At 73.2% G+C, this 22,974-nt stretch carries 26 protein-coding genes; 11 read left to right on the top strand and 15 right to left on the bottom strand.

The window, feature by feature from the left end; translation table 11 throughout:
• Positions 1-110: 110 nt before the first annotated feature.
• The gene (locus ACQPZA_RS20730; protein ID WP_169398847.1) at positions 111-347 is read right to left on the bottom strand and encodes a DUF397 domain-containing protein; all 237 of its coding nucleotides are present in this window, start codon (positions 345-347) and stop codon (positions 111-113) included.
• Between the two features lie 88 nt (positions 348-435).
• Between ACQPZA_RS20730 and ACQPZA_RS20725 the strand changes: the two genes are divergently transcribed.
• On the top strand, positions 436-816 hold the full coding sequence (locus tag ACQPZA_RS20725) for a hypothetical protein (RefSeq protein WP_433272881.1): 381 nt from the start codon (positions 436-438) through the stop codon (positions 814-816).
• A 13-nt stretch (positions 817-829) separates the two neighbouring features.
• Here the strand turns inward: ACQPZA_RS20725 and ACQPZA_RS20720 are convergent, their stop codons facing one another.
• Together ACQPZA_RS20720 and ACQPZA_RS20715 are read right to left on the bottom strand one after the other, a co-directional pair.
• Entirely contained in the window at positions 830-3,178 is a 2,349-nt protein-coding gene (locus ACQPZA_RS20720) for a bifunctional salicylyl-CoA 5-hydroxylase/oxidoreductase (RefSeq protein ID WP_433272879.1), read from the bottom strand.
• Between the two features lie 4 nt (positions 3,179-3,182).
• Entirely contained in the window at positions 3,183-4,778 is a 1,596-nt protein-coding gene (locus ACQPZA_RS20715) for an AMP-binding protein (protein WP_433272877.1), read from the bottom strand.
• Between the two features lie 90 nt (positions 4,779-4,868).
• Here ACQPZA_RS20715 and ACQPZA_RS20710 point away from each other — a divergent pair, with 90 nt between their 5' ends.
• Positions 4,869-5,732, top strand: a complete 864-nt coding sequence (locus ACQPZA_RS20710) for a PaaX family transcriptional regulator (protein ID WP_433272875.1) — start codon at positions 4,869-4,871, stop codon at positions 5,730-5,732.
• Positions 5,733-5,736: 4 nt separating this feature from the next.
• Here ACQPZA_RS20710 and ACQPZA_RS20705 read toward each other — a convergent pair whose 3' ends face one another.
• Entirely contained in the window at positions 5,737-6,252 is a 516-nt protein-coding gene (locus ACQPZA_RS20705) for a hypothetical protein (RefSeq protein WP_433272873.1), read from the bottom strand.
• Positions 6,253-6,316: 64 nt separating this feature from the next.
• On the opposite strand from ACQPZA_RS20705, the gene ACQPZA_RS20700 reads away from it, so the two are divergent.
• Positions 6,317-6,772: a MarR family winged helix-turn-helix transcriptional regulator gene (locus tag ACQPZA_RS20700; protein WP_433272871.1), complete on the top strand. Its 456-nt coding sequence runs from the start codon at positions 6,317-6,319 to the stop codon at positions 6,770-6,772.
• A gap of 4 nt (positions 6,773-6,776) precedes the next feature.
• On the opposite strand, the gene ACQPZA_RS20695 is transcribed toward ACQPZA_RS20700, so the two are convergent.
• Together ACQPZA_RS20695 and ACQPZA_RS20690 are read right to left on the bottom strand one after the other, a co-directional pair.
• Positions 6,777-7,178, bottom strand: a complete 402-nt coding sequence (locus ACQPZA_RS20695) for a RidA family protein (RefSeq protein ID WP_433272869.1) — start codon at positions 7,176-7,178, stop codon at positions 6,777-6,779.
• Positions 7,179-7,206: 28 nt separating this feature from the next.
• Positions 7,207-7,965 carry an SDR family NAD(P)-dependent oxidoreductase gene (locus ACQPZA_RS20690; protein WP_433272867.1) on the bottom strand — a complete coding sequence of 253 codons (759 nt, stop codon included), beginning with the start codon at positions 7,963-7,965 and terminating at the stop codon, positions 7,207-7,209.
• Positions 7,966-8,010: 45 nt separating this feature from the next.
• Here ACQPZA_RS20690 and ACQPZA_RS20685 point away from each other — a divergent pair, with 45 nt between their 5' ends.
• Both ACQPZA_RS20685 and ACQPZA_RS20680 read left to right on the top strand, forming a co-directional pair.
• Complete coding sequence (locus ACQPZA_RS20685; RefSeq protein WP_169398856.1) at positions 8,011-8,808, top strand: enoyl-CoA hydratase-related protein; 798 nt, start codon at positions 8,011-8,013, stop codon at positions 8,806-8,808.
• A gap of 107 nt (positions 8,809-8,915) precedes the next feature.
• Positions 8,916-10,598 (top strand): glycoside hydrolase family 13 protein, encoded by a 1,683-nt coding sequence (locus ACQPZA_RS20680; RefSeq protein ID WP_433272865.1) that lies wholly within the window; start codon positions 8,916-8,918, stop codon positions 10,596-10,598.
• Positions 10,599-10,659: 61 nt separating this feature from the next.
• Here ACQPZA_RS20680 and ACQPZA_RS20675 read toward each other — a convergent pair whose 3' ends face one another.
• The gene (locus ACQPZA_RS20675; RefSeq protein WP_433272863.1) at positions 10,660-11,523 is read right to left on the bottom strand and encodes a glucose-1-phosphate cytidylyltransferase; all 864 of its coding nucleotides are present in this window, start codon (positions 11,521-11,523) and stop codon (positions 10,660-10,662) included.
• A gap of 60 nt (positions 11,524-11,583) precedes the next feature.
• Complete coding sequence (locus tag ACQPZA_RS20670) at positions 11,584-12,543, bottom strand: DMT family transporter (protein WP_433272861.1); 960 nt, start codon at positions 12,541-12,543, stop codon at positions 11,584-11,586.
• A gap of 64 nt (positions 12,544-12,607) precedes the next feature.
• Here ACQPZA_RS20670 and ACQPZA_RS20665 point away from each other — a divergent pair, with 64 nt between their 5' ends.
• Positions 12,608-13,999: a PLP-dependent aminotransferase family protein gene (locus tag ACQPZA_RS20665; protein WP_433282906.1), complete on the top strand. Its 1,392-nt coding sequence runs from the start codon at positions 12,608-12,610 to the stop codon at positions 13,997-13,999.
• A 12-nt stretch (positions 14,000-14,011) separates the two neighbouring features.
• Here ACQPZA_RS20665 and ACQPZA_RS20660 read toward each other — a convergent pair whose 3' ends face one another.
• Positions 14,012-15,010, bottom strand: coding sequence for an aldose epimerase family protein (locus ACQPZA_RS20660; protein WP_433272859.1), 999 nt, complete (start codon positions 15,008-15,010; stop codon positions 14,012-14,014).
• A gap of 69 nt (positions 15,011-15,079) precedes the next feature.
• On the opposite strand from ACQPZA_RS20660, the gene ACQPZA_RS20655 reads away from it, so the two are divergent.
• Positions 15,080-15,286, top strand: a complete 207-nt coding sequence (locus tag ACQPZA_RS20655; RefSeq protein ID WP_433272857.1) for a hypothetical protein — start codon at positions 15,080-15,082, stop codon at positions 15,284-15,286.
• A gap of 13 nt (positions 15,287-15,299) precedes the next feature.
• Here the strand turns inward: ACQPZA_RS20655 and ACQPZA_RS20650 are convergent, their stop codons facing one another.
• Both ACQPZA_RS20650 and ACQPZA_RS20645 read right to left on the bottom strand, forming a co-directional pair.
• A complete protein-coding gene (locus ACQPZA_RS20650) occupies positions 15,300-15,674 on the bottom strand; it encodes a DUF2784 domain-containing protein (RefSeq protein WP_433272855.1) in 375 nt (124 codons plus the stop codon).
• Positions 15,675-15,700: 26 nt separating this feature from the next.
• A complete protein-coding gene (locus ACQPZA_RS20645; protein ID WP_433272853.1) occupies positions 15,701-17,326 on the bottom strand; it encodes a substrate-binding domain-containing protein in 1,626 nt (541 codons plus the stop codon).
• Between the two features lie 192 nt (positions 17,327-17,518).
• Here ACQPZA_RS20645 and ACQPZA_RS20640 point away from each other — a divergent pair, with 192 nt between their 5' ends.
• Together ACQPZA_RS20640 and ACQPZA_RS20635 are read left to right on the top strand one after the other, a co-directional pair.
• Positions 17,519-18,262 (top strand): DUF3152 domain-containing protein, encoded by a 744-nt coding sequence (locus ACQPZA_RS20640; RefSeq protein ID WP_433272851.1) that lies wholly within the window; start codon positions 17,519-17,521, stop codon positions 18,260-18,262.
• 45 nt (positions 18,263-18,307) lie between these two features.
• Positions 18,308-19,159, top strand: a complete 852-nt coding sequence (locus ACQPZA_RS20635) for a class I SAM-dependent methyltransferase (RefSeq protein ID WP_433272849.1) — start codon at positions 18,308-18,310, stop codon at positions 19,157-19,159.
• A gap of 40 nt (positions 19,160-19,199) precedes the next feature.
• On the opposite strand, the gene ACQPZA_RS20630 is transcribed toward ACQPZA_RS20635, so the two are convergent.
• The 3 genes from ACQPZA_RS20630 to ACQPZA_RS20620 all read right to left on the bottom strand — a co-directional run bounded on the left by ACQPZA_RS20630 (position 19,200) and on the right by ACQPZA_RS20620 (position 20,498).
• Positions 19,200-19,808: a GNAT family N-acetyltransferase gene (locus ACQPZA_RS20630; protein WP_433272847.1), complete on the bottom strand. Its 609-nt coding sequence runs from the start codon at positions 19,806-19,808 to the stop codon at positions 19,200-19,202.
• Positions 19,809-19,890: 82 nt separating this feature from the next.
• Positions 19,891-20,214: a hypothetical protein gene (locus ACQPZA_RS20625; RefSeq protein WP_433272845.1), complete on the bottom strand. Its 324-nt coding sequence runs from the start codon at positions 20,212-20,214 to the stop codon at positions 19,891-19,893.
• A gap of 92 nt (positions 20,215-20,306) precedes the next feature.
• Positions 20,307-20,498 (bottom strand): MerR family DNA-binding transcriptional regulator, encoded by a 192-nt coding sequence (locus ACQPZA_RS20620; protein ID WP_433272843.1) that lies wholly within the window; start codon positions 20,496-20,498, stop codon positions 20,307-20,309.
• A 114-nt stretch (positions 20,499-20,612) separates the two neighbouring features.
• On the opposite strand from ACQPZA_RS20620, the gene ACQPZA_RS20615 reads away from it, so the two are divergent.
• A complete protein-coding gene (locus ACQPZA_RS20615; RefSeq protein WP_433272840.1) occupies positions 20,613-20,909 on the top strand; it encodes a hypothetical protein in 297 nt (98 codons plus the stop codon).
• Between the two features lie 98 nt (positions 20,910-21,007).
• On the opposite strand, the gene ACQPZA_RS20610 is transcribed toward ACQPZA_RS20615, so the two are convergent.
• On the bottom strand, positions 21,008-21,484 hold the full coding sequence (locus ACQPZA_RS20610) for a MarR family winged helix-turn-helix transcriptional regulator (protein ID WP_433272838.1): 477 nt from the start codon (positions 21,482-21,484) through the stop codon (positions 21,008-21,010).
• Positions 21,485-21,598: 114 nt separating this feature from the next.
• Here ACQPZA_RS20610 and ACQPZA_RS20605 point away from each other — a divergent pair, with 114 nt between their 5' ends.
• Positions 21,599-22,795 (top strand): FAD-dependent monooxygenase, encoded by a 1,197-nt coding sequence (locus ACQPZA_RS20605; RefSeq protein ID WP_433272835.1) that lies wholly within the window; start codon positions 21,599-21,601, stop codon positions 22,793-22,795.
• Positions 22,796-22,974 lie beyond the last annotated feature (179 nt).

Below are 22,974 nucleotides of genomic sequence, written 5' to 3'. Positions count from 1 at the left end.
TTCATCGCACGCGCGCTCCCCCCAGGAGTACCGCCTACTCGCCTCCGCGCAGGTGTGAAGGAAACAACTGTGCCGAGCCTGCGCCCTCAGGGCAACCGGACGCTCTACGCTCACCCTGCGAGATCGTCGAACTCTCCACGGCGCACGCCGTGGATGAATGCGGCGATCTCGGCTCGTGTGTAGATGAGTACGGGGCCGGTCGGCTGCCGCGAGTTGCGCACCGCGACCATCCCCCCGGAGAGTTCGGCCAGCTCAACGCAGTTGCCGCTGGGATTGCTCACCGTGCTCTTGCGCCAATGGGTGGGGTCGGGACCTGGATGCACGTGCAGATGGTTGTGCAGAGGCACTTGCGGATGCAAGGCCGAAAAGCCACGATCGTCAGGGGACGCCACCCGGCCGGGTGACGTCGCGAGGTCGGTGAGGCGGGGGAGCGCGATGAGTTACTCCTGGGGTGCGAGCGCGGCCCGAGCCGACGGTCGCCACGGCCGTGCCGCGCTCGAGGCCGTGCCGGACACCGTTCCGGTCCTCGCCCGCGACACCCGGAGCATCCCGTCGCCGGACGCCCAGGGCACCACCGCAGCTGCGGAGCGCCAGCGGGTGGCCGTCGAGCTCGCACCCATGGTGGAGGTCTGGCAGCGCCTGCTCGCCGACCACGTACCCGACGGCGCCGGCCGGTGCCGCACCTGCACGAAGGGCGGCACCGGCCTGCCGTCCTCCCCGTGGCCCTGTTCGATCCACGGGATCGCCGACATGGCCCGGCGGCGCCACGACGCCGACCTCGACGGCTCGGGCCGCCCGGACCGTCTCTCGTCGTAGCTGGAGCACTCGCCTACACCCCGCCCCCGGGGCGCCAGCGCAGATGCCGCGTGCTCGGCGCCGTCCTGCGGATGAGCTCGAGCCGCGGCCGTGGCCCGTCGGTGCGACCGGTCCGGGGCATGCGGCTGCCGGCCGCGAACGGTTTCGGCCACGGGGCCGCGGTTCCCGTGTAGCCCTGCTCCGCCGCGGCGTGCAACGTCCACTGCGGGTCGTAGAGGTGCGGCCTGCCGAGCGCGCACAGGTCGGCCCGCCCGGCCAGCAGGATCGAGTTGACGTCGTCCCACGAGGAGATGGCGCCCACCGCGATCACCGCCACGCCGAGCTCGCGGCCCACCTCGTTGCGGATCCGGTCGGCGAAGGGCGTCTGGTAGCTGCGCCCGAACGCGGGCCGCTCCGCGGCCAGCACCTGCCCGGTCGACACGTCGATCCCGGCGGCGCCGTGTTCGGCGAACGCCCGCGCGATCGCCACCGCCTCGTCGACGTCCACCCCGCCCTCGTGCCAGTCCGTCGCGGAGATCCGCACCGTCATCGGGCGTTCCGCAGGCCACGCCGCGCGCACGGCGTCGAACACCTCCAGCGGGAAGCGCAGGCGCCCCTCGAGGTCCCCGCCGTAGCGGTCGGTGCGGGCGTTGGCCAGCGGGGACAGGAACGACGACAGCAGGTAGCCGTGTGCGCAGTGCAGCTCCAGCACGTCGAACCCGCTGCGGCCGGCGGCGCGCGCGGCGGCGGCGAACTGCTCCCGGATCTCGTCCAGCTCCGCTGTGCTGAGCTCGCGCGGCACCGCGTTGGCGGGGGAGTACGGGATGGGGGACGGGCCGACGACGTCCCAGCCGCCCTCGGGCAGCGGCACGTCGATGCCCTCCCACATGAGCTTGGTGGAGCCCTTGCGCCCGGAGTGGCCGATCTGCACGCCGATCATCGCGTCGGTCTCGGTGTGCACGAAGTCGACCACCCGGGCCCAGGCGGCCTCCTGCTCGGGGGTGTAGATCCCGCTGCAGCCCGGCGTGATCCGGCCCTCGGGGGACACGCAGAGCATCTCGGTCATCACCAGTCCGGCTCCGCCGAGTGCCTTGCTGCCCAGGTGGACGAGGTGGAAGTCGTTGGGGAGCCCGTCCTCGGCGCGGTACATGTCCATCGCGGAGACGATCACCCGGTTGCGCAGCTGCAGGTTGCCCAGGCGGAACGGCTGGAACATCGGGGGAGCGTGGCGGCCGTCTCCCGCGAACCAGCGCTCGGTGTCGGCCACGAAGTCGGGGTCGCGTACCCGCAGGTTGTCGTGCGTGACCCGGCGGCTGCGGGTGACGATGTTGAACGCGAACTGCGCCGGGTGCTGGTGCACGTAGTGGCCGATGTCCTCGAACCACTCCCGGCTGGCCTGCGCCGCGCGCTGGGTGGACAGCACCACCGGACGGCGCTCCTCCTCGTAGGCCGCGAGCGCCGCGTCGAGGTCGTCGTGCTCGTGCAGGCACGCCACCAGCGCCAGCGCGTCCTCCATGGCGAGCTTCGTGCCCGACCCGATGGAGAAGTGTGCGGTGTGCGCCGCGTCGCCGAGCAGCACGACGTTGCCGCTGCGCCAGGTCGCGGTCGCCACGGTGGGAAAGGCAAGCCAGCGCGAGTTGTTGCCCGTGAGCTTCGCGCCGCCGAGCAGGTCGTCGAACATCTCGGCGACGGCGGCGATGGACGCGGTGTCGTTCTCTCCCGGAGCCAGGTCGAGCGCCGCGATGCCGGCGAACGCCCGCTGCCAGACGTCCTCGTGCATCTCGACGATCACCGTGCTGGCGTCGGCGCTGTAGGGGTAGCCGTGCAGCTGCACCACGCCGTGCGGGGTCTCGCGGATGTCGAACGTGAACGCCTCGAGCACGCGGTCGGTGCCGAGCCACATGTACCGGCTGCGCCCGCTGCTCACCGTGGCACCGAAGTCGCCTGCCGCGCGGACGGCGGAGTTGGCCCCGTCGCTGGCGATCACCAGGTCGTGGGAGGCGCGCAGGACGTCGAGGTCGGGAGCGGGGGTGCGGAAGTGCACCGTGACACCCACCTCGACGCAGCGGCGCTGCAGGATGGCGAGCAGCTCCCGGCGGCTCATCGCGGAGAACCCGTGGCCGCCCGACGTCGTGACCGTGCCCCGGAAGTGCACGTCGATGTCGTCCCACCGCGCGGTGTGGCGCGCCATGGCGGCGAACACCGCCGGGTCGGCGTGCTCGATGCCGCCCAGCGTCTCGTCGGAGAACACCACGCCGAAGCCGAAGGTGTCCTCCGCGGCGTTGCGTTCCCACACCGTCACCTCGTGGGACGGGTCGAGCTGCTTGGCCAGTGCGGCGCAGTACAGCCCGCCCGGTCCGCCGCCCACCACCGCGATCCGCATGGCCCTACCGCCCTTCGCCGTCGTCGTGCCAGGCGCGTTCACGGAGCACGAAGCGCTGCAGTTTGCCGGTGCTGGTCCGCGGCAGTACCGGCACGAACTCGACGAGCCGCGGGTACTTGTAGGGCGCGATCACCTGCTTGGCGAAGTCCTGCAGCGCTCCGGCGTCCGCGGTGGCGCCGTCACGCAGCACCACGTAGGCCGTGACGACCGCACCGCGCTGGGGGTCCGGCGTGCCGATCACGGCGCAGTCGACGACGTCCGGGTGGCCGAGCAGCGCCTGCTCGACCTCCGGACCGGAGATGTTGTACCCGGCGGAGACGATCATGTCGTCACTGCGGGCGAGGTAGGTGAAGTAGCCGTCCGCGTCTCGGACGAACGTGTCGCCGGTGTGGTTCCAGCCGTGCCGCACGTAGTTCTCCTGGCGGTCACCGCCGAGGTAGCGGCAGCCGGTGGGGCCCTGCACGGCGAGGTGGCCCGGCGTGCCGTCGGGCACGGGGTTGCCGTCGTCGTCGAGCACGGCGGCCCGGTACCCGGGCACGGCGCGGCCGGTGCGGCCGGGGCGGATGTCGTCGTCGGCGGCGGAGATGAAGACGTGCAGCATCTCGGTGGAGCCGATCCCGTCGATGATCCGGAGCCCGGTGGCGTCGTGGACCGCGTGCCACACGGTCGCCGGGAGCGCCTCACCGGCGGAGACGGCCCGGCGCAGGCCGGCGAGCCGGTGGATCCCGCCGGAGGCGAGCACCGCCCGGTACGCCGTGGGCGCGGTGAACAGCACCGTGGCGCCCTCCGCGGCCACGGCCGCCGCGAGCTGCTCGGGGGTGGTGCGGTCGAGCAGCACGGTGCTGGCCCCGGCGTGCAGCGGGAACACCACCAGGCCGCCCAGGCCGAACGTGAACGCGATCGGCGGCGTGCCGATGACGACGTCCCCGGGATGCATCCGGATGACGTGGCGGGAGAACGTGTCGGCGATGGCGAGGATGTCGCGGTGGAAGTGCATGGTGGCCTTCGGCCGGCCGGTGGTGCCCGAGGTGAAGGCGAGCAGGGCCACGTCGTCGGCGGCCGTGTCGAGGGGGGTGAACCGGCCGTCCTTCGTGGCGCTGCGGGCGGTCAGCTCGGCGTCGCCCGCGTAGCAGACCACGGGCAGGCCGGGCGGCAGGGCGTCGGCGTAGGCGTGGTGGCACAGCGCCAGCGCGGGGCGGGCCATGTCGGAGATCGTCGCGAGCTCCCCCGCGCGCAGCATCGGCATCGTGGTGACCACGACGCCGCCGGCGAGCAGCACCCCGAGCCAGCAGGCCACGATCCACGGTTCGTTCGGCCCGCGCAGCAGCACCCGGTTGCCCGGGACGAGGCCCAGGTCGTCGGTGAGCACGGCGGCGATCCGGGTGGCGTGGCGGCGCAGGTCGCCGTAGCTCCACTCCTCGCCGGAGCCGCGGACACACGGCCGCTCGTCGGGTGGACCGGTGAGCAGTGCCCTGGCGGCGTTGAGACGGCGGGGGTACTGCAGCTCCGGCAGGTCGAACCACAGCTGCGGCCACTGCTCACGGGGCGGCAGGTGCTCCCGGCAGAACGGGTCCGTGGGTGCACTGCGGGCCCTCGTCATGGCGGCACCTCCTCCCCCTGATCGAGTATGGCGCTGTGGTGACGAGAGTCAAGCAAGCAGCAGGAGCGATGGGGTCGATATCGTGTCCGCGTGACCGCCGTCGACCACGCGCCCCTGGCCGGCGCCGTGCAGCCGCGGCAGCTGATCGTCACGCTGTACGGCCTCTATGCCCGCGACGACGGCGGGCGGCTCTCGGTGGCGGCGCTCGTGCGGCTGCTGGCCGGGCTCGGGGTGGAGGAGGCCGCGGTGCGCTCGTCCATCTCGCGGCTCAAGCGTCGGGGCCTGCTCGCCCCCGACCGCCGCGACGGCAGCGCCGGCTACGTCCTCACGCCCGCGGCGCGCCAGATCCTCGACGACGGTGACGCGCGGATCTTCGGGCGGCGCCGGGCCACCGCGGCCGACGGCTGGGTGCTCGTGGTGTTCTCGGTGCCGGAGTCGGAGCGGGAGAAGCGCCACGCCCTGCGCTCGCAGCTCTCCCGGCTCGGGTTCGGCACCGCGGCCCCCGGCGTGTGGATCGCCCCCGGCCACCTCGCCGACGAGGTGATCGACGTGCTGCGCCGGCTCGGCCTCGACGGGTACGTCCAGGTGTTCCGCGGCGAGCACCTCGCGTTCGAGGCCCTGTCGGCCACCGTGGGCGAGTGGTGGGACCTCGACGGGCTGCGTGACCTCTACGCGGCGTTCCTCGACCGGCACCGCCCGGTTCGGGCGCGCTGGTCACGGCGGCGTACCCCGGACGGGGCGGCCGCGTTCGCCGACTACGTGCGGCTGGTGACCGACTGGCGGCGGCTGCCCTACGCCGACCCCGGTCTGCCGCCGCACCTGTTGCCCGCGCGCTGGAACGGCGTGCGTGCGGCCGAGCTGTTCACGGAGCTCGCGGATCTCCTGGCCGAACCGGCACGGGTGTACGCCCGGGAGCTCATCGCGGGTGGTGACACTGCCACCGCAGGACGGTGAATGCTCAGGTCCGGGCCGGCGACTCGGCGGCGAGCAGCGCCTGCCGAACGGCTCCCACCAGCCAGATCATCGTGAACGGGATGACCGTGACGTTCTTGACCGCGAGCAGGACCGCCCAGTAGTGGGGGCCGACCGGCGTCAGTGCCGGGACGAGCTGCTCCGGCACGAGGTCGGCCAGCGCGAACAGCACGGCGATCAGCACGACCTGCAGCACCAGGCTCCGGGGATGGTGCGCCGCGAACGCCCGCAGCCTGCGCCCGACCTCGGCCGCGCCGAGCGCGCTGATGGCGGGCTCGCGGGTGACGGCGAGCCGGACGACCAGTGCGGCGAACACGATCCGCACGGCCAGAGTGGTCACCTCCAGGGTGGCGCCCAGGAGCGGGTCGCGCGCTCCCAGTTGGCCCGTGAAGCGCTCGATGGCGGGAATCGCGCCGAGGCCCACGACCATGACCACGTGGCGGCCGAAGAAGCCGAGTGCCCAGCGGGGCACCGCCAGTGCCGTCCGAATGTCTTTCAGCATGCCAAAAGGTTTAGCATGCTGAAAGACTTCCGTCCATCCCGTCGGCGTCGCGGAGGATGAAGCCATGAGCGAGATCTCCGACCCCGCGCAGTGGGGTCGACGGCTGAGCACCGCCGTCGTGATGTTCCACGAGGCCGTCGGTGCCCGCCTCGGGCTGAGCGCCGTCGACCAGCGGGCCCTCGCCCTGGTGCGGCAGGAGGCGCCGCTCACCGCGGGCAGGCTCGCGCAGCTGACCGGGCTGAGCCCCGGGGCCGTCACCGGGCTCGTCGACCGGCTGGAACGGGCCGGGCACGTCCGGCGCGGCGCCGACCCGAGCGATCGGCGCCGGGTCCTCATCTCGCCGGTGCCGGGCAGCCGGCTCGAGCCCGGCGACGCGTTCGCCGAGCTGGGCCGGGACATGGCAAGTGTCATGGCGAAGTACGACGAGCGCGAGCTGGCGGTGATCGCCGACTACGTCAAGAACACGATCGACGTGCTGGAACGCCAGACCCGGCGGCTCGGGGACGGCGGCGGTCCCTGAGTGCTCAGCTCTCGTCGGGCAGCACCGCGACGCCCTGCAGCTCCACCAGCGCCTCGGCGTCCCACAACCGCGTGACGCCCACGCCCGCCGACGCCGGGTACGCGCTGCCGACCAGCCTCCGCCACACCTCGCCGATCTCGCGGGCCCGGGCGCGGTAGGCGTCGATGTCGACGATGTAGATCGTCAGCTGGGCCAGGTGTTCCGGGCCGCCGCCCGTGGCCCGCAGCGCGACGAGCAGGTTCGTCAGTGCCTGCTCGAACTGCGCCACCAGGCCGCCGGGGACGATGGTGCCGTCGGCGGCGAGACCGGTCTGGCCGGCCAGGAACACCGTGCGGCCGGTGGCCACCACGGCGTGGGCGAATCCGGAGGGCCGGGCCAGCTCCGGCGGGTTGACGCGTTCGATCATGACCGCCCTGCTCTCACGTGCCTGCTGTTCACGACTGGATGGCTCCACCGTCGACGTTGATGCCCTGGCCCGTGATCGCCCCGCTCGCCACGCAGAGGAGCACGGCGTCGGCGACCTCGTCCGGGGTGATGAGCCTGCCGATGGGCTGCCGTCGTTCCAGCGCCGCGCGGGCCTGTTCGGGAGTGCGGCCGGTGAGCGCGCTGATCGACGCCACCGTGCCGTCGGTCATCGGCGTGTCCACGTAGCCCGGGCAGACGGCGTTGACCGTGACGCCGGTGGTGGCGAGCTCCGCCGCGGCCGAGCGGACGAGCCCGAGCAGCCCGTGCTTGCTCGCCGTGTACGCCGAGATGTACGGGTCGCCGCGCTTGGCCGCCATCGACGCGACGGCCACCACGCGGCCGAACCCGTGCTCGACCATGGCGGGCACGGCCCGGCGCAGCAGCCGGAACGGTGCGGTGAGGTTGAGGTCGAGAGCGTGCTGCCAGTCGGCGTCGGTGGTGCGGTGCAGCGGGGCGGACGTGCCGGCGCCGGCGTTGAGCACGAGCACCTCCACCGGCCCCCAGACGTTCTCCACCTCGGCGAAAACGCGCTCGGCGGCGTCGGGGGCGGTGACGTCGGCCGGCACGGCGAGCGCGGGCCCCGGCAGCTCCGCGGCGAGCGCGTCGAGCTCACCGGCGCTGCGGGCGGTGAGCGCCACGCGGTGCCCGGCCGCCGAGAGCCGCCTGGCGACCGCCGCCCCGATCCCGCGGCCGGCTCCGGTGACCAGGCAGCATCGGGGGTCGTCCACCGGGCGAGCTTGTCAAGCGGCGGTGACGGCCGTCAACATCGCAGCATGCGGATCGACGAGTTCACCGACATCGGCTACGTGGTCGAGGACGACAACCACGCCGTGATCACGATCGACCGGCAGGAGCGGATGAACTCCTTCCGCGGGCGCACCGTGGACGAGCTGATCTCCGCGTTCAAGCATGCCTGGGCGGACCGGCGGGTGGCTGCCGTGATCCTCACCGCCGCAGGCGACCGGGCGTTCTGCACGGGCGGCGACGTCAAGGAGCGTGCGGAGACCGGCGGCTACGGCGAGACCGAGTGGGGAACGTTCGAGATCGAGCGGCTGCACCGGATCATCCGGGACATCCCGAAGCCGGTGATCGCGGCGGTCAACGGCATCGCGATCGGCGGCGGCCACGTGCTGCACGTGCTGTGCGACCTCACCGTGGCGGCCGAGCACGCGACGTTCGCGCAGGCGGGGCCGCGGGTCGGCTCCTTCGACGCGGGCTTCGGGTCGGCGTATCTCGCCCGGGTGGTGGGGGAGAAGCGGGCGCGGCAGATCTGGTTCCTGCTCGACCGCTACGACGCCGCCACCGCCGAGCGCTGGGGCCTGGTCAACGAGGTGGTGCCGGCCGCCGAACTGCTCGACACGGCACGGGCCTGGGCCCGCAAGATCGGCTCGTACTCACCGACGGCGCTCAAGTTCCTCAAGCACTCGTTCAACGCCGACAGCGACCACATCAGCGGCATCTCCCACCTGGCCTTCGACGGGCTCGAGGAGTACGCCCACGGCGAGGAGGGTATGGAGGGCGCGCGAGCGTTCGCCGAGAAACGGCCGCCGGACTTCTCCCGCTTCCGCTGAGAGGAGCGCCGCCGCACCGGGGGCCCCGGGAGCCGGGCTGCTGTCCCTGATGGGATGACGCGGACGTTGATGGGCGCAGCCGCGCTGCGCGACATGGGGGAGAACGCATGGGAACGGCCGAGGCCGCCGTGAGGCGTACCGGGGTGGACACGTGGTGGCGTGACGCCGTGGTCTACCAGCTCTACATCCGCAGCTTCGCCGACGGCAACGGCGACGGGATCGGCGACATCGCCGGGATCCGCGCCCGGCTCGGGCACCTGCGCGACCTCGGGGTCGACGCCGTGTGGATCAACCCGTGGTACCCGTCGCCGATGGCCGACGGCGGTTACGACGTGGCCGACTACCGCGCCGTCGAGCCGGTGTTCGGCACCGAGGAGGAAGCGGCGGCGCTGGTGGAGGAGGCGCACGCGCTGGGGCTGCGGGTGATCCTCGACATCGTTCCCAACCACAGCTCGGACCGGCACGTCTGGTTCCAGGAGGCACTCGCCGCAGGCCCCGGTTCCCCCGAGCGCGCCCGGTACCACTTCCGGCCCGGCCGCGGACCCGGCGGCGACGAGCCGCCCAACGACTGGCGCAGCGTCTTCGGCGGCACGGCCTGGACCCGCGTGACGGACGGCGGCGAACCGGGGGAGTGGTACCTGCACCTGTTCGACGCGGCGCAGCCCGATCTCAACTGGGCCGACCCGCGGGTGCGCGAGGAGTTCGAGTCGATCCTGCGGTTCTGGTTCGACCGTGGCGTCGACGGGTTCCGGATCGACGTGGCGCACGGCCTGGTCAAGTCCGACGGCCTGCCCGACCTGGGCGGGGACGACGAGAACATGCTGGCCCCCGTCGAGCGCACCGACCATCCGCACTGGGACCGCGACGGGGTGCACGAGATCTACCGCGGCTGGCGCCGGGTCGCGGACTCCTACCCGGGCGGGCGCGTGTTCGTCGCGGAGGCGTGGGTGGACTCGCCCGAACGGCTCGCGCGCTACCTGCGGCCCGACGAACTGCACACCGCGTTCAACTTCGACTTCCTGCGCACGCCGTGGGACGCCCCGGCGCTGCGGAAGTCGATCGACCACTCGCTCGCGACCGTCGCCGAGGTCGGTGCGCCACCGACCTGGGTGCTGTCCAACCACGACGTGGTCCGGCACGTCTCGCGGCTGGGCAGGCCGGCCACCAACGGGGCCGGCCACTCCCTGTCGCACCTGGCCCCGGCCACCACCCTGGACCTCGAGCTGGGGCGGCGGCGCGCCCGCGCGGCCGCCCTGCTGATGCTCGCCCTGCCCGGCGGCGCGTACGTCTACCAGGGCGACGAGCTCGGGCTGTGGGAGGTCGAGGACCTGCCCGAGGAGGTGCTGCAGGACCCCACCTGGGAGCGGTCCGGGCACACCGACCGCGGGCGTGACGGCTGCCGGGTGCCGCTGCCGTGGTCCGGGTCCGCCCCGCCGTTCGGGTTCAGCCCGGCGGGGGCGCGGTCCGCGCCGTGGCTGCCGCAGCCCGCCGGTTTCGCCTCCGTCACGGTCGAGGCGCAGGTGAGCGATCCCAGGTCGATGCTCAGCCTCTACCGGGCGGCGCTGGCACTGCGGCACGCGCACCCGGCCCTCGGCGAGGGGGAGTTCACGTGGATGCCGAGCGGGCCGGACGTGCTCACGTTCTCCCGCGGCGCCGGCTTCGTGTGCGTGGTGAACCTGTCGGACGCCCCCGCGCCGCTCCCGGCCGGGGCGAGCGTGCTGCTCGCGAGCGACCCGGACCTCACCGACGGTGAGCTCGCGCCGGACGCGGCGGCCTGGCTCAGCGTCTGACGTGCGGCGCCCGGCGACCGGCGCACCGGTCGCCGGGCACTGTCGCGGTGTCCCTGGCGGGCTACCGGGACACCGAGATGGTGATCGTCTCCTCGGCGGCGCCGGCGTCCATCTCGGCGATCTTGGCCTGCAGCGGGTCGCGCTCTCCCGAGCCCGGGTCCTCCCACACCATCCAGGGCCGGATGCCGCCCTGGTAGGCGGCCTCCAGGGCGGTGCGCTCCTTGACCGTGTCGGCCGGCTGCCAGAACCCCCGATGCCGGAACGCCATCATCCGGCCCTCCTTCGCCAGCACCGCACACCCGTCCTCGATCAGATCCCCGTTCTCCGGGATGTAGTCGAAGATCTCCGGCCGCAACACGAAGTACCCCCCGTTCTCCCACAACGGCAGCTGCTGCAACGTCGTGATCGACGAGATCCGATCATCAGCCGCCACATCCACACAGTGGAACGCCGACTGCGGCGGCACCGCCAGCAACGCCCCCACCGCATCCGAGGCCGCGAACTTGCCCACCATGTCGTCCAACGGCAGGTCGGTCAGCACATCGGCATAGTTGGCCAGGAACATCTCCTCGCCCTCCACCAACGCCCGCACCCGCCGCAACCGCTCCCCGATCGGCGAGTCCAACCCCGTGTGCACGAACGTGATCGTCCAGTCCTGAATGTCCGAACCCAGCAGCTCCACACTCCCCCCGCGGAGCACGAAGTCGTTGGACGCGGTCTCGGAGTAGTTCAGGAAGAAGTCCTTGATGTGATGCGCCCCGTACCCCAGACACAACACGAAATCCTTGTGCCCGAAGTGCGCGTAGTACCGCATCACGTGCCAGATCAGCGGCCGCGGCCCCACCGGATGCATCGGCTTCGGCAGATCCGAGACCCCGTCCCGCATCCGCATCCCGTAACCACCGCAAAACAGCACAACCTTCACGAAACGTCCCCCATGGCGTCTAGCCGTCACGCTCGACAGGGGCCCCCAAGCCCCCTCTGCCTACCCATCGTGACGGTTCGGACCGGTGTTAGCGATCCCTTTCGGCGTAATTCCGACGCCGATGACGAGCCCGACTGCCACCAGCGCGGTCCCGGCCCACACCGCCGGACCGGGAAGCGGGGAGCCGAGCAGCACGCCGCCCACGGCGGCCGCGACGGGGGCCACGCCGGTGAGCAGGCCGGCGCGCGCGGAGCCGAGCCGGCCCACCGCGGAGTACCAGAGCACGAACGCCAGGGCCGTCACGAACACCGCGAGACAGGCGACGGCGAGCACGTGCGAGGCGTGCAGCGTGGTCACCGCCGCGGGTCCCTCCGCGCCGAGGCCGAGCACGGCGAGCAGTACGGCGGCGAGCCAACAGGTGTGCACCGAGACGCTCCACGGGCCGAGCCGGCGCAGGACGGGGACCGCGAGGAGCGTGAACCCGACCTCGCACAGCAGCACCACGACCGACCAGCCGAGCCCCACGAGATCACTGCGTCCATGGCCCTGTACGAGCACCGCGCCCGCGGTGACCACGGCGGCCGCCGCCACAGCCGCCGGTGCCGGGCGTCTCCCGTCGAGCAGCGGGCCCACCAGCGCGAGCACGACCGGCACGGACGCCACCGCCACGCCGACCACTGCGGGCTCGGCGTGCACCGACCCGCGGACCAGCGCGACGTTGAACAGCACCAGTCCCGCCACCGCGACGCCGAGCAGCCACAGCCACTCGGTGCCGCGGGGCGGGGTGATCCGCCGGCCGGTGAGCCGGGCCGCTCCGAGCAGCAGCAGGCAGGCCACGGTGTAGCGAACGGCCTGGGTGGTGAACAGCGGGGCGTCGGCCAGCACGCCGGACACGGCGACACTCCCGCCGACGCAGACCATCCCCGCAGCGCCCATCCCCAGGCCCGCGGCGGTGGCGGCGGTGCCCCGCCCGATCCTCCGGGACCCGGCATGCCGGATCCCGATCTTCGACAACGTCATGCCGCCAGGCTCGTTGCCGTACGGTCCGACCGACAGGGCCAAGAACAGCACGGGTGAGAGGACCATCGTGTCCGGCGCGGACTTCCTCCAGCTCGACCCCGGCGCGGTGCCCCGGGGGCAGCTCACCGGGTGGCTGGTTGACGCGCTGCGGGCCGCGATCACCGACGGCAGGCTGGCGGTCGGCGCGCGCCTGCCGGCGTCCCGCGTGCTGGCCGTCGACCTCGAGGTCTCCCGCGGCGTCGTCGTCGCGGCGTACCAGCGGCTCTACGACGAAGGCCTGCTCCGCACCGACGGCCCCCGCGGCACGGCGGTCGCCTCCGCACCGCCCGCGGTGGCGGTGCCGCCGGTGCGCGATGCCCGCCCGGCACCCGGCGTCGACCTCTCGCCCGGCGTGCCGGACCTGTCGGCGTTCCCCCGCGCGGCGTGGCTGCGCGCCGAGCGCGCGGTGCTGGGCAGCGCCGCCGCGGCCGACCTGGGCTACGGCGACCCTCGGGGCAACCCGGTGCTGCGCCGCGAGCTCGCCGGCTGGCTGGGGCGCACCCGCGGGGTCCGCGCGGACGCCGAGGACATCATCGTGGTGGCCGGGGTCGCCCAGGCTCTCGGCCTGCTCGCGCAGGTGCTCGCGGGGGAGCGGGCCGGGATCGAGGACCCGGGGTCGCGGGGGACGAGGGAACAGCTGGCCCACTGGGGGGTGGAGCCCGTGCCCGTCCCGGTCGACGCCGACGGCCTGGACGTCACGGCACTCGCGCGCAGCGGCGTGCGGGTGGTGCTCGTGACACCGGCGCACCACTTCCCGACCGGTGTGGTGCTCGCGCCGGGACGGCGCCGCGAGCTGCTGGACTGGGCCGCGGCGGGCCGGCTGGTCATCGAGGACGACTACGACGCCGAGCACCGCTACGACCGCGCCCCGGTGCCCGCGTTGCAGGGCATGGCCCCCGATCGGGTCGCACACACCGGCAGCGTGTCCAAGACGCTGGCGCCGGGGCTCCGGCTCGGATGGGTCGTCGCCCCTCGGGCGCTGCAGCCCGAGCTCGTGGCGCGCAAGCGGATGACCGATCTCGGCAACGCCGCGCTGCCCCAGCTCGTGCTCGCGCAGCTGATCGCCTCGGGCGAGCTGGAGCGGCACCTGCGGCGCGTGCGCACGCGCCAGCGGGCCCGGCGGGACGCGATGCTCGCCGCGCTGCGCCACCACCTGCCGGAGGCCAGGATCCACGGGGTGGCGGCCGGGCTGCACCTGCTCGTGACGTTCCCGCCGGGCCTGGACGACCGGGTGCTCGCCGAGCGCGCCCGGGACTCCGGGGTACTGGTGCAGCCGCTGTCCTGGCACCGGGTCGCCGACGGTCCGCCCGGTCTCGTCCTGGGCTACGCGGCCCACCCACCCGGCCGGATCCACGACGCGATCGCCCGGCTCGGAGCGTCCTGGGACCACGCGCCCGCTCGCGGCCCACGGCCCTGAGCCGCCCGGCCGCTACCCGGTCGTGCCGAAGCGCAGCGCGGACCGGGAGCGGTAGACCTCGCCGGGCCGCAGCACCGTCGAGGGGAAGTCCGGCCGGTTCGGGGAGTCGGGGAAGGCCTGCGGCTCCAGGCAGAACGCGTCGCCCTGACGGGCCGCGCTGCCGTCCCTGAGCACGAGCGAGCCATCCAGCATGTTGCCGGTGTAGAACTGCACGCCGGGCTGGTCGGTGCGCAGCTCCAGGGTGCGCCCGCTGCGGGGTTCGACGACTCGCACGGCGTGGCGCAGGCCGTCGGCGTCCGGGTCGCCGTCGATCACGTAGGTGTGGTCGTAGCCGCGGGTGGCCCGCAGCTGGGGGTGGCCCTCGCGCAGCCGGGCGCCGATCCGCTGGGAGCTGCGCAGGTCGAACGGGGTGTCCGCCACGGGCGCAGGCGGCCCGGACGGGACGAGGTGCTCGTCGACCGGCAGGAAGTGCGAGGCCGCGAGCGTCACCTCGTGATCCTCCACGCTGCCCGCTCCGGCGAGGTTCCAGTAGGCGTGGTTGGTCAGGTTGACCACGGTGGGCGCGTCGGTGCGGGCCTCGTGCTCGATGCGCAGCAGCGGGCCCTCGACCGTGTAGGTGACCGTCACCTGCAGCGTGCCGGGGAAGCCGTTCTCCCCGTCGGGACTGGTGCGCCGCAGCGTCACCGACCCGTCGCGGGGCTCGGCACGCTCCCACGGGACGGACTCGAACCCGCCGGTGCCGCCGTGCAGCGCGGTGGCGGGCTCGTTGAGCGGGATCCGGTACTCCGTGCCGTCGAGGGTGAACCTCCCACCGGCGATCCGGTTGGCGAACCGCCCCACACACGCCCCGAGGTAGTCGCGGTCGCGCCGGTAGGCGTCCTCGTCGGCCAGCCCGAGTGCGATGTCCCCCCATTGCCCGTGCCGGTCGGGCGCGCGGACCGCCACGATCCGGGCGCCGTGGGCGATCACGCCCACCTCCAGGGTGTCGCTGCGCAACCAGGTGACGTTCATGAACCGTGATGCTGCCGCAGCGGCACCGCGTCGAGCGCCCCGGGCCGGGGGATGCCACTGTGTGGACCTATGAGCGAAGCGCAATGGTTCTACTGCCTGAAGCACGGCACCGTCGAGCCGGCCGAGGGCTGTCGCGCCGCCGATCGGCTCGGCCCGTACCCCGACCGGGAGACGGCGTCGCGGGCGCTCGAGATCGCGCACGAGCGGACCGAGGCCGCCGACCGCGCCGACCGCGAGTGGGCCGAGCGCGGGTCGGACCGCGACGAGCGCGACTAGTGCGGCCGCCGCACTAGGTCCGGGCCACCTGCCGGCGGCGACGCCGCTCCCGCAGCGCGAACCCCGTCCACGAGACCAGCACGATGGTTGCCACCAGCAGCTGCGCCTCGACCAGGCGGTCGGCGGGATACACCACGCCGGTGAGGTAGGTGTCGACGAAGCCGCGGGGCAGGCCCTGCTCGCCTGCCCGGCGGCGGGCCGCGTCCTCCCACGCGGTGAGGGGGCAGGCGATCCCGACCGTGGCGCTGACCAGGCCCCAGCTCGCCGCCGCGACGTGCGGGACGATCAGCCACCGCCGGCGCCAGGCGAGGAACCCGCCCAGCGCGACGTAGAGCAGGAACCCGAGATGGACCAGCATCACCAGCTCGGCGACCACAGCGGCGTCCATCCGTCGAGGATGCCAGCGGAACGGGGTCAGCAGGCCGGACGGCACCCACGCTGGAAGATCGCCTCCAGCAGGACGGCGCGGATGTCCTGCGGGTTCTCGGCCTCGTAGGCACGGCCGCCCGTGGCCTCGGCGATCTGGCGCAGCGCCTCGTCGTCGGCATCGGGTCCCAGCCCGATCGCGATCACGGGGACGGGCTCGGCCGGGGCCGCCTCGGTCTGCAGCGCATGCAACGTGGCGGGCAGGTCGGCCCCGGCCCCGGACTCGTCGTGCCCGTCCGTGACGAGCAGGACCGCGTTCGAGTGCCCCGGGTCGTAGCCGGCCCGCACGGCCCTGGTGGCGGCCAGCGTGGTGGCGTAGAGGGTGCCGGCGCCACCGACCCGGTCGGGCAGCGTCCCGGCCGCGGAGGTGAGCGCGTCACGCCGCGACGGCGCGTCCGGGACCGGCTCGCTCAACGGACCGAGCGGGACGATCTCCTGCCACTGCGTCCGCGGCTGTGGCCGCGAGGGGAACGCCCACAGCCCGACCGACGCGACGTCCGGGAAGAGCTTGAGCCCGGACTGGACCGCCGCGGCGGCGAGCGTGATCCGGGTGCCCTTCCCGGCGGGCTCGGCCATCGACTCGGACACGTCGATCACCGTCAGCACCTGGCTGCGCTCGGTGAGCGACCCCCACAGCCGCAGCGTCTCGCGGGCCAACGGCCGCGGCTGCGGAGCGGCGGTGGTCACCTGCGCGGGCAGCGAGCCGGACCGGGGGCCGGGGTCGCCGGGCAGCCGGGTGCCGTCGGGCGAGCGCAGCCCGGCGGCGCCGAACGCCTGGCGCCCCGCCGGGCCGCGCAACTGGGCCTCGATGGCGTCGACCGCGGCGTCGAGCGCCGGATCGCGCCCTGCCGGCTGCCCGGCTCGGACGCGGACGAACGGGAAGTCGAGCGCGGCCGCCGCCTCCCGGAGGGCGACGGGCGTGACGGGCGCGCCCGAACCGCCCGCGAGCCGAGCCCGGTCGTGGCGCACCACCGACTGTTCGGTCGCGAGGAACCCGCGGGCGGTGGCGCCGTCCCGCTGCATCGCGTCGTAGCCGGCCGCCGCTGAGGGTGGTGCGCCGCGGGACAGGGAGAGCACGGCGGCGACGAACGCGGGGCGGGGAGAGCCGCGCTCGTCGCCGATCGCGGTGTGCAGGGCCGTGAGCGCCGCGAGCCCGGCCCGGTCGGTGGCGGGGTCGGGCAGGGCGGGGGGCCGGGGATGGGTGAGCAGCGTGTTCCACGACACCGGCCGCGTGGGGTTGCCGTACCGCCCGGCGTCGGCCTCCGGCAGGACCAGCACCACCGGCGACGAGGCCAGTGACGACCGCTGGTCGACCACCGAGCCCGACGCGGTGTCCAGGGTGTCGAGGGCGAGCGAGGAGTCCGGGATCCAGATGGCGGGCAGTCCGGGTGCGTTCTCGCGGATCTCGTCCACCTGCGTGGCGGGTGCGTCGACCACCCGGATGTCGGCGCACTGCGCCGCGCCGCTGCGCTCGCCCGCGAGTGCCTGGCGAACGCTCTCGGCCACCACGGGGTCGGCTGCGATGGTCACGGTCGCGGGGCGGCACAGGGTGAACGTCCGCATCCCGATCACGACGCCGGCGCCGACCACGACCAGCACGGTGACGGTCACCACGGGCCAGCGCCGTCGTTGTCCGCCCTTCCGGTGCCGGCCGCCCACTCCACCCCTCCCCGCAGTTACCCGCTGTAGCTAACCGGACGTGGAGGCGGAACACCACAGGCCATTCGGTGCGGAACGTGATCACTGAGCGTCCTCATGGTGGGTCTCCGGAGGGCAGGATCACCGGATCGGTGACAGGGTGACTCGGTGCTCTCGGCGAAACGCGGCGCACGGCTGGTGCCGGTCGCACTCGTGCTCGGCGTGGTACCGCTCACGGCCGTGGGCGCGGCCGGATCTGCACCGCAGCCCGGCCCCGGCCCGGTCGTCGCCGCCGGCCCGGAACCGCTCGCGGACCGGGCCGGGCCCGTCCCCACCATGGCGACGCCGGCCGGTCCCGACGTCATCGCCGGCGTCGTCGTCCGCCTGGTCCCGCAGGCCGGGACGGGCACGTTCAGCGTGGTCCCGGGTTCGGAGCCGGCGCCGGGTGCGGGGCCGTGGCGGACGGTCCGGGTGGAGGTCGAGAACGGGCTCCCCGTCGAGGTCACCGCCTTCGCCCGGTTCGTGATGCGCACGCTCAACGACGCGCGCGGCTGGGGCCACGACGGCGCGATGACCTTCGCACGCACCGCGGGCGACGCGGAGATCGTCGTGCGGCTCGCCAGCCCGGAGACCACCGGCCGGTTGTGCGAACCGCTCGACACCGCGGGCCCGCTGTCGTGCCGGGTCGGAGCGCACGCGGTGGTCAACCACTACCGCTGGGTGGAAGGCTCCCCGGACTATCACGGTGACCTCACCGCCTACCGGAGCTACGTGGTCAACCACGAGGTCGGGCACGTCCTCGGCCACGATCACGTGAACTGCCCTGCCCCCGCGGCGCCCGCTCCCGTGATGCAGCAGCAGTCCCTGGGGCTGAACGGCTGCAACCCCAACCCGTGGCCCTATCCGGGCTGATGGGGGGAGAGGGCGCTCCGACGGCGGTCTCGGCAGGATGGTGGGATGGCAGACCGGGACCGACGTGACCTCGGTCGGGTGTTCGACGAAGTGCCGGAGCTCTACGACCGGGTCCGTCCGGGATACCCCGACGAGCTGTTCTCGGACCTCGCCGCCATCACCGGCGCCGACGAGAAGGCGTCGGTGCTCGAGGTGGGGTGCGGTACCGGCCAGGCGACCCGGTCGCTGGCAGCACTCGGGTGCTCGGTCACCGCCGTCGAGCCCGGCGCGGGAATGGCCGCACTCGCCCGTCGACGGACCGCCCCCTTCCCCAACGTCGATGTCGAGCAGTCGACGTTCGAGGAGTGGGCCGACCGCGGTCGGCGCTTCGATGTCCTCGTCGCCGCGTCGGCGTGGCACTGGGTCGATCCGGCGGTCGGCTGGCAGCGGGCGCACGATGTGCTCTCCCCCGGAGGTTGGCTGGCGTTGCTCGCCCACGTCGTCGTCCGCCGTCCGGGAGAGCCGGAGGTGTACGCCGAGTCCGCCGATCTGCACGAGCTGTTCGCCCCCGGGAACCCCGCCTGGGGTCATCCGCCGCTCGAGGACGACGTGCGCACGACCGACGGGGGTTGGGGACCGGACGACGATCCCGGCGGCTTGTTCCGCCGGCCGATCGTGCGCTGGTACCCGACGGTCCAGTGGTTCGACGGGGACGGCTTCGCCGATCTCCTCCGCTCGACGTCGCTGTACCGCAGGCTCGACCACGACGTCCGCGAGCCCCTGCTCGACGCGGTCGCCGACCGCATTCGCACGCGGATGGACGACCGGGCGTCCCGGCGCTACCTGAGCGTCCTCCGGGTCGGACAGCGCGCCGCCGGCCGACATGAGATGCCTCGGTCGGAGGACCAGGCCGGGTGAGCTCACCAACGCGACCCGCGCGGTGGCCAACCACGAGGCCCTATCCGGGCTGATCGCCTGGTCGACGCGGAATGAGAACCGTTCCTCGCCGAGGGCTGCGGCTCCACTCCTCGCGGGTGAGCGCGTACTCAACCTCGCCGTGTTCGGACCCGTCGAGAGGATGGGGCCAGTCGACATGGAACGTGCGGACGTACCGGAGCCCGGATTTCTCCAGTACCCGGCGCGAGCCCCGGTTCACGGCCATCGTCGTAGCGACAACCCGTTGCACGCCCAGCTCGGTGAACCCCATCTCGACCAGCGCAATCGACCCCTCAGTGGCGAATCCGCGCCCCCACGCGGCCTTGTGGAGGCGGTATCCGAGCTCGATCTCGCCGGGAGTGGGCTGGTTCACCAGTTGTGGGCGGAAAAGAAACCAGCCCAGAAAAGTGCCGGTCTGCTTCTCGAGCGCGGCGAAGTACCCGAACCGGGGGTGCCGCTCGTGGAGGGCGAACCACTGAGGCAGGGTGGTGTCTCGCACGTGCTCGCGCGTGGCCGGCCGGTCCAGGTACCGCATCACGGCGGGGTCGGAGTGTAGGGCGTGGACATCGTCCAGGTCTGCGGCCGTGAACCGCCGTAGCCGGAGGCGGTCGGTCTCCAGGTGCGTCGTCACCGGGCGATTCTCGGCGCAGACCGCGCCGCTCACCACGGGTTTTCCCAGGTGATCCGTTCGACCGTGCGCTGGTGCGCGGAGGCTACCGGTACGGCTCGGTCTCCCGGAGACTCAGCGCCGAGGCCGGGACGAGCGAGTCACGGTGTTCGGCCACGACCGCGCCGTACGAGTCGCACACTGCGAACCGCACGATCCCGAACCAGCGGCCGTCCACGGCCCGTTCCCACCGTGCGAGTACGCCGGGGACCCGACCCGTGGGCACCAGGACCCGGCCAGGTGGCGGGTCGTCCTCGGGGCCGGCCGTCGGGTGGTCCGGTGGCCCGTAGAAGACCTCGAGATCCACCCAGACCGGGCGGTCCAACGGGCGTGGTGGCTGGCTGGTGGTCGATGACCACGACTCGTACACGGCTACCCCTCCATCGATGGTGATTGACGGCCGGGGGAAGCGGCCAGCGGTTACGCGCTCAGGATTGCATGGTGGTCGGTAGGCGTGGCGGCCTAGTCATCGTCTCGCCGCGCCATCTCGCGGAGCTGCTGTCTCACCCGCTCGACGTCCCACCGTGCGTGACCGCCCGGCGAGACCACATCCGGCACCAGGACCCCGAGCTGCCGGTACCGCTGGATCGTCCGGGCGGACAACCCGAGGGCGCGCGCCAGCTCCGTTGACGGCACCAGTCGTTCCTCGGACACCGCCCGACCGTATGTCGAGGCCGGGCGCGGTTGTGGCCTGCTGGCGGAGCTGTCACGACTGGCGGATTCGACGCTTGTGGCGTTTCTGGCGGAGTTTGCGGGATACTGATCCGCGTGGCGTTGGGGATGGCGGATCTGCCGGACGGTCGTCGGGTGATCGGCGAGGCGGCGGATCAGGGGGAGGCGCGGCGGATGATCGAGCGGGAGCAGGGCCGGGAGTCGGTGTCGTGGGACCCGCGGCGGCAGGCGTGGCGGTGGACGCTCGTCCAGGATGACGGGAAGACCCATCACGGGTGGGCGGAGACGGCCCCGGAGGCGCGTCTGGCCATCGCGCTCGCGAAGCACCCCGACCCGGTTCCGCACCGGATGACCGGGGGTCGGCTCCCCTGGCATCTGCCGGCAGAGGAGTGACCACAACAGTCCGGCAGGCGGAGCGCGCTTCGGAGCCGTAGTGCTGTCGCATGGCCGCTCCAACAGCAGTACGGCTCCGTGTTGCGGTGGTCGTGCTCTCAGTCGTCCAGGGCGGACAGTTGGGTGGAGAGGTCGTCGACCAGTCGGCCGAGCAGGCGCCCAAGATCCTGGCGGTCTTGTTCCGGCCAGTCGGCCAGGGCGTCGGTGAACCATCCGAGCACGGTGTGCAGGTAGCGCTCGATGACCGCGGTCCCGTCCGGGGTCAGGGCGATCAGCCGGGCTCGCTGGTCGAGGGGGTCGGTGACGCGCTGGACCAGGCCGCGTCGCTCGAGGCCGTTCACCTGGCGGGTCACGTGGGGGCCGACGACCTGCTGCCGGTCGGCGATCTCGCCGATCCGCAGTGGACGGTCGGCCGTGTGCAGCACGGCGAGCACCGACATCGCCGGCCTCTCCAGCGTGATCCCGGCGCTCTCCAGTGCCCGCTCGTACACCCGGCCACGGTTCAGCACGTTGCTGAGCTGGGTGAGGCGGGGGAGCAGGGCCGACAGGGGACCGTCGGTGTGCGGGACGTCCATCGCGATCCTTCTAGATAGCTAAGTTAGGTATATAGTCCGGTGATGGCGGTGTCGAGAAGAGTCGTGCTTGCCGCCGCAAAGGATACCTAAGGTACACATCAAAAGGAGAGATCGATGAGCGCATCAACGAAGGGGACGGTCCTGGTCTCCGGCGCGAGCATTGCCGGACCTGCGCTGGCGTACTGGCTGCACCGGTTCGGCTTCGAGGTCACGGTCGTGGAGCGGGCGGCTGCCCTGCGCGGCGGCGGTTACCCGATCGACATCCGCGGCACCGCGATCGAGGTCGTCGACCGCATGGGACTGCTTCCGCAGGTCCGCGCCGCCCACGTCGACGTCCGCCGCATCACCTACCTCGACGCCGACGGCAGCCCGCTGGGCTCGCTGCGGCCCGAGGCCATCACGGGCGGGACGGAGGGCCGCGACGTCGAGGTGCCCCGCGGCGACCTGGCCGACGCCCTGTACGGCGCCGTCGGCGACGACGTCGGGTTCCGCTTCGACGACTCGATCCTCGCCCTGCACGACGACGGGGCCGGCGTGGACGTGACGTTCCGCAACGGCGACCGGTGCAGGTTCGACCTGGTCGTGGGGGCCGACGGCCTGCACTCGAACACCAGGAGCCTGGTGTTCGGGCCGGAGGAGCAGTTCCATCACTACCTCGGCCGGTGCTTCGCCGGGTTCACGATGCCCAACGACCTCGGGTTGGCGCACGAGGGCGTCACGTGGAACACCCCGGGCAGGGGCGCGGTCCTGTACGCGCCGCGGGAGGACGGCGTGCTGCACGCCTTCCTCAACTTCGCCCGGCCCGAGCCGCCCTTCGACGCCTTCCGGACTCCCGAAGCCCAGCGTGACCTCGTCGCGTCCGTGTTCGACGGCGCAGGCTGGGAGGTTCCGCGCATGGTGGCCGCCATGCGCACGGCCGACGACCTCTTCTTCGACGTCGTCAGCCAGATCCGCATGTCCGCCTGGTCGCGCGGGCGGGTCGCCCTCGTCGGTGACGCCGCGTACGCCCCGTCGTTCCTGTCCGGGCAGGGGTCGAGCGTGGCACTGGTCGGCGCGTACGTGCTCGCGGGTGAGCTCGCGAGCACTGCCGACCACGCGGCCGCGTTCGCGGCGTACGAGCACCGGATGCGGGAGTTCGTCCGGATGAACCAGGGGCTCGCCGCCGCGGGCGGCGCCTTCGTCGCTCCCCGCACCGCCGAGGAGCTGGCGCTGCGGAACCAGGCGCTGCGTGATCCCGCCGGGCTCCCGGGCGACGACGGCCGCACCGCCAACTCGGCATTGGCCCTGCCCGCCTACGCACACGCCGGATGACGGACGGGCCGCCCCCCGCCCCGACCGCCCTATCGGAGCTGATCGTGTGACAGGGCCCGGAGCAGCGGGATCGCGGCGATCTTCTCCTCGGTGAGCGCGAACCATCATTGCGCACTCCTGCGGAGTGAGTTCGCGAGGCGGCCCGGACCGGTGCTGGAACACCGGCTACCCGGGCCTTG

Origin of the sequence: Pseudonocardia xinjiangensis (assembly GCF_050948425.1) — a bacterium.
Classification (GTDB): Bacteria; Actinomycetota; Actinomycetes; order Mycobacteriales; family Pseudonocardiaceae; genus Pseudonocardia; species Pseudonocardia xinjiangensis.
The sequence above is the reverse complement of the archived record's forward strand: the minus strand, read 5'-3'. Positions and strand labels throughout refer to the sequence as shown.

Coding starts and splice junctions, on each gene's coding strand:
- ACQPZA_RS20725 (WP_433272881.1), top strand. CDS start 436: ATGAGTTACTCCTGGGGTGCGAGCGCGGCCCGAGCCGACGGTCGCCAC.
- ACQPZA_RS20720 (WP_433272879.1), bottom strand. CDS start 3,178: ATGCGGATCGCGGTGGTGGGCGGCGGACCGGGCGGGCTGTACTGCGCC.
- ACQPZA_RS20715 (WP_433272877.1), bottom strand. CDS start 4,778: ATGACGAGGGCCCGCAGTGCACCCACGGACCCGTTCTGCCGGGAGCAC.
- ACQPZA_RS20705 (WP_433272873.1), bottom strand. CDS start 6,252: ATGCTGAAAGACATTCGGACGGCACTGGCGGTGCCCCGCTGGGCACTC.
- ACQPZA_RS20700 (WP_433272871.1), top strand. CDS start 6,317: ATGAGCGAGATCTCCGACCCCGCGCAGTGGGGTCGACGGCTGAGCACC.
- ACQPZA_RS20695 (WP_433272869.1), bottom strand. CDS start 7,178: ATGATCGAACGCGTCAACCCGCCGGAGCTGGCCCGGCCCTCCGGATTC.
- ACQPZA_RS20685 (WP_169398856.1), top strand. CDS start 8,011: ATGCGGATCGACGAGTTCACCGACATCGGCTACGTGGTCGAGGACGAC.
- ACQPZA_RS20680 (WP_433272865.1), top strand. CDS start 8,916: ATGGGAACGGCCGAGGCCGCCGTGAGGCGTACCGGGGTGGACACGTGG.
- ACQPZA_RS20670 (WP_433272861.1), bottom strand. CDS start 12,543: ATGACGTTGTCGAAGATCGGGATCCGGCATGCCGGGTCCCGGAGGATC.
- ACQPZA_RS20660 (WP_433272859.1), bottom strand. CDS start 15,010: ATGAACGTCACCTGGTTGCGCAGCGACACCCTGGAGGTGGGCGTGATC.
- ACQPZA_RS20655 (WP_433272857.1), top strand. CDS start 15,080: ATGAGCGAAGCGCAATGGTTCTACTGCCTGAAGCACGGCACCGTCGAG.
- ACQPZA_RS20650 (WP_433272855.1), bottom strand. CDS start 15,674: ATGGACGCCGCTGTGGTCGCCGAGCTGGTGATGCTGGTCCATCTCGGG.
- ACQPZA_RS20635 (WP_433272849.1), top strand. CDS start 18,308: ATGGCAGACCGGGACCGACGTGACCTCGGTCGGGTGTTCGACGAAGTG.
- ACQPZA_RS20610 (WP_433272838.1), bottom strand. CDS start 21,484: ATGGACGTCCCGCACACCGACGGTCCCCTGTCGGCCCTGCTCCCCCGC.
- ACQPZA_RS20605 (WP_433272835.1), top strand. CDS start 21,599: ATGAGCGCATCAACGAAGGGGACGGTCCTGGTCTCCGGCGCGAGCATT.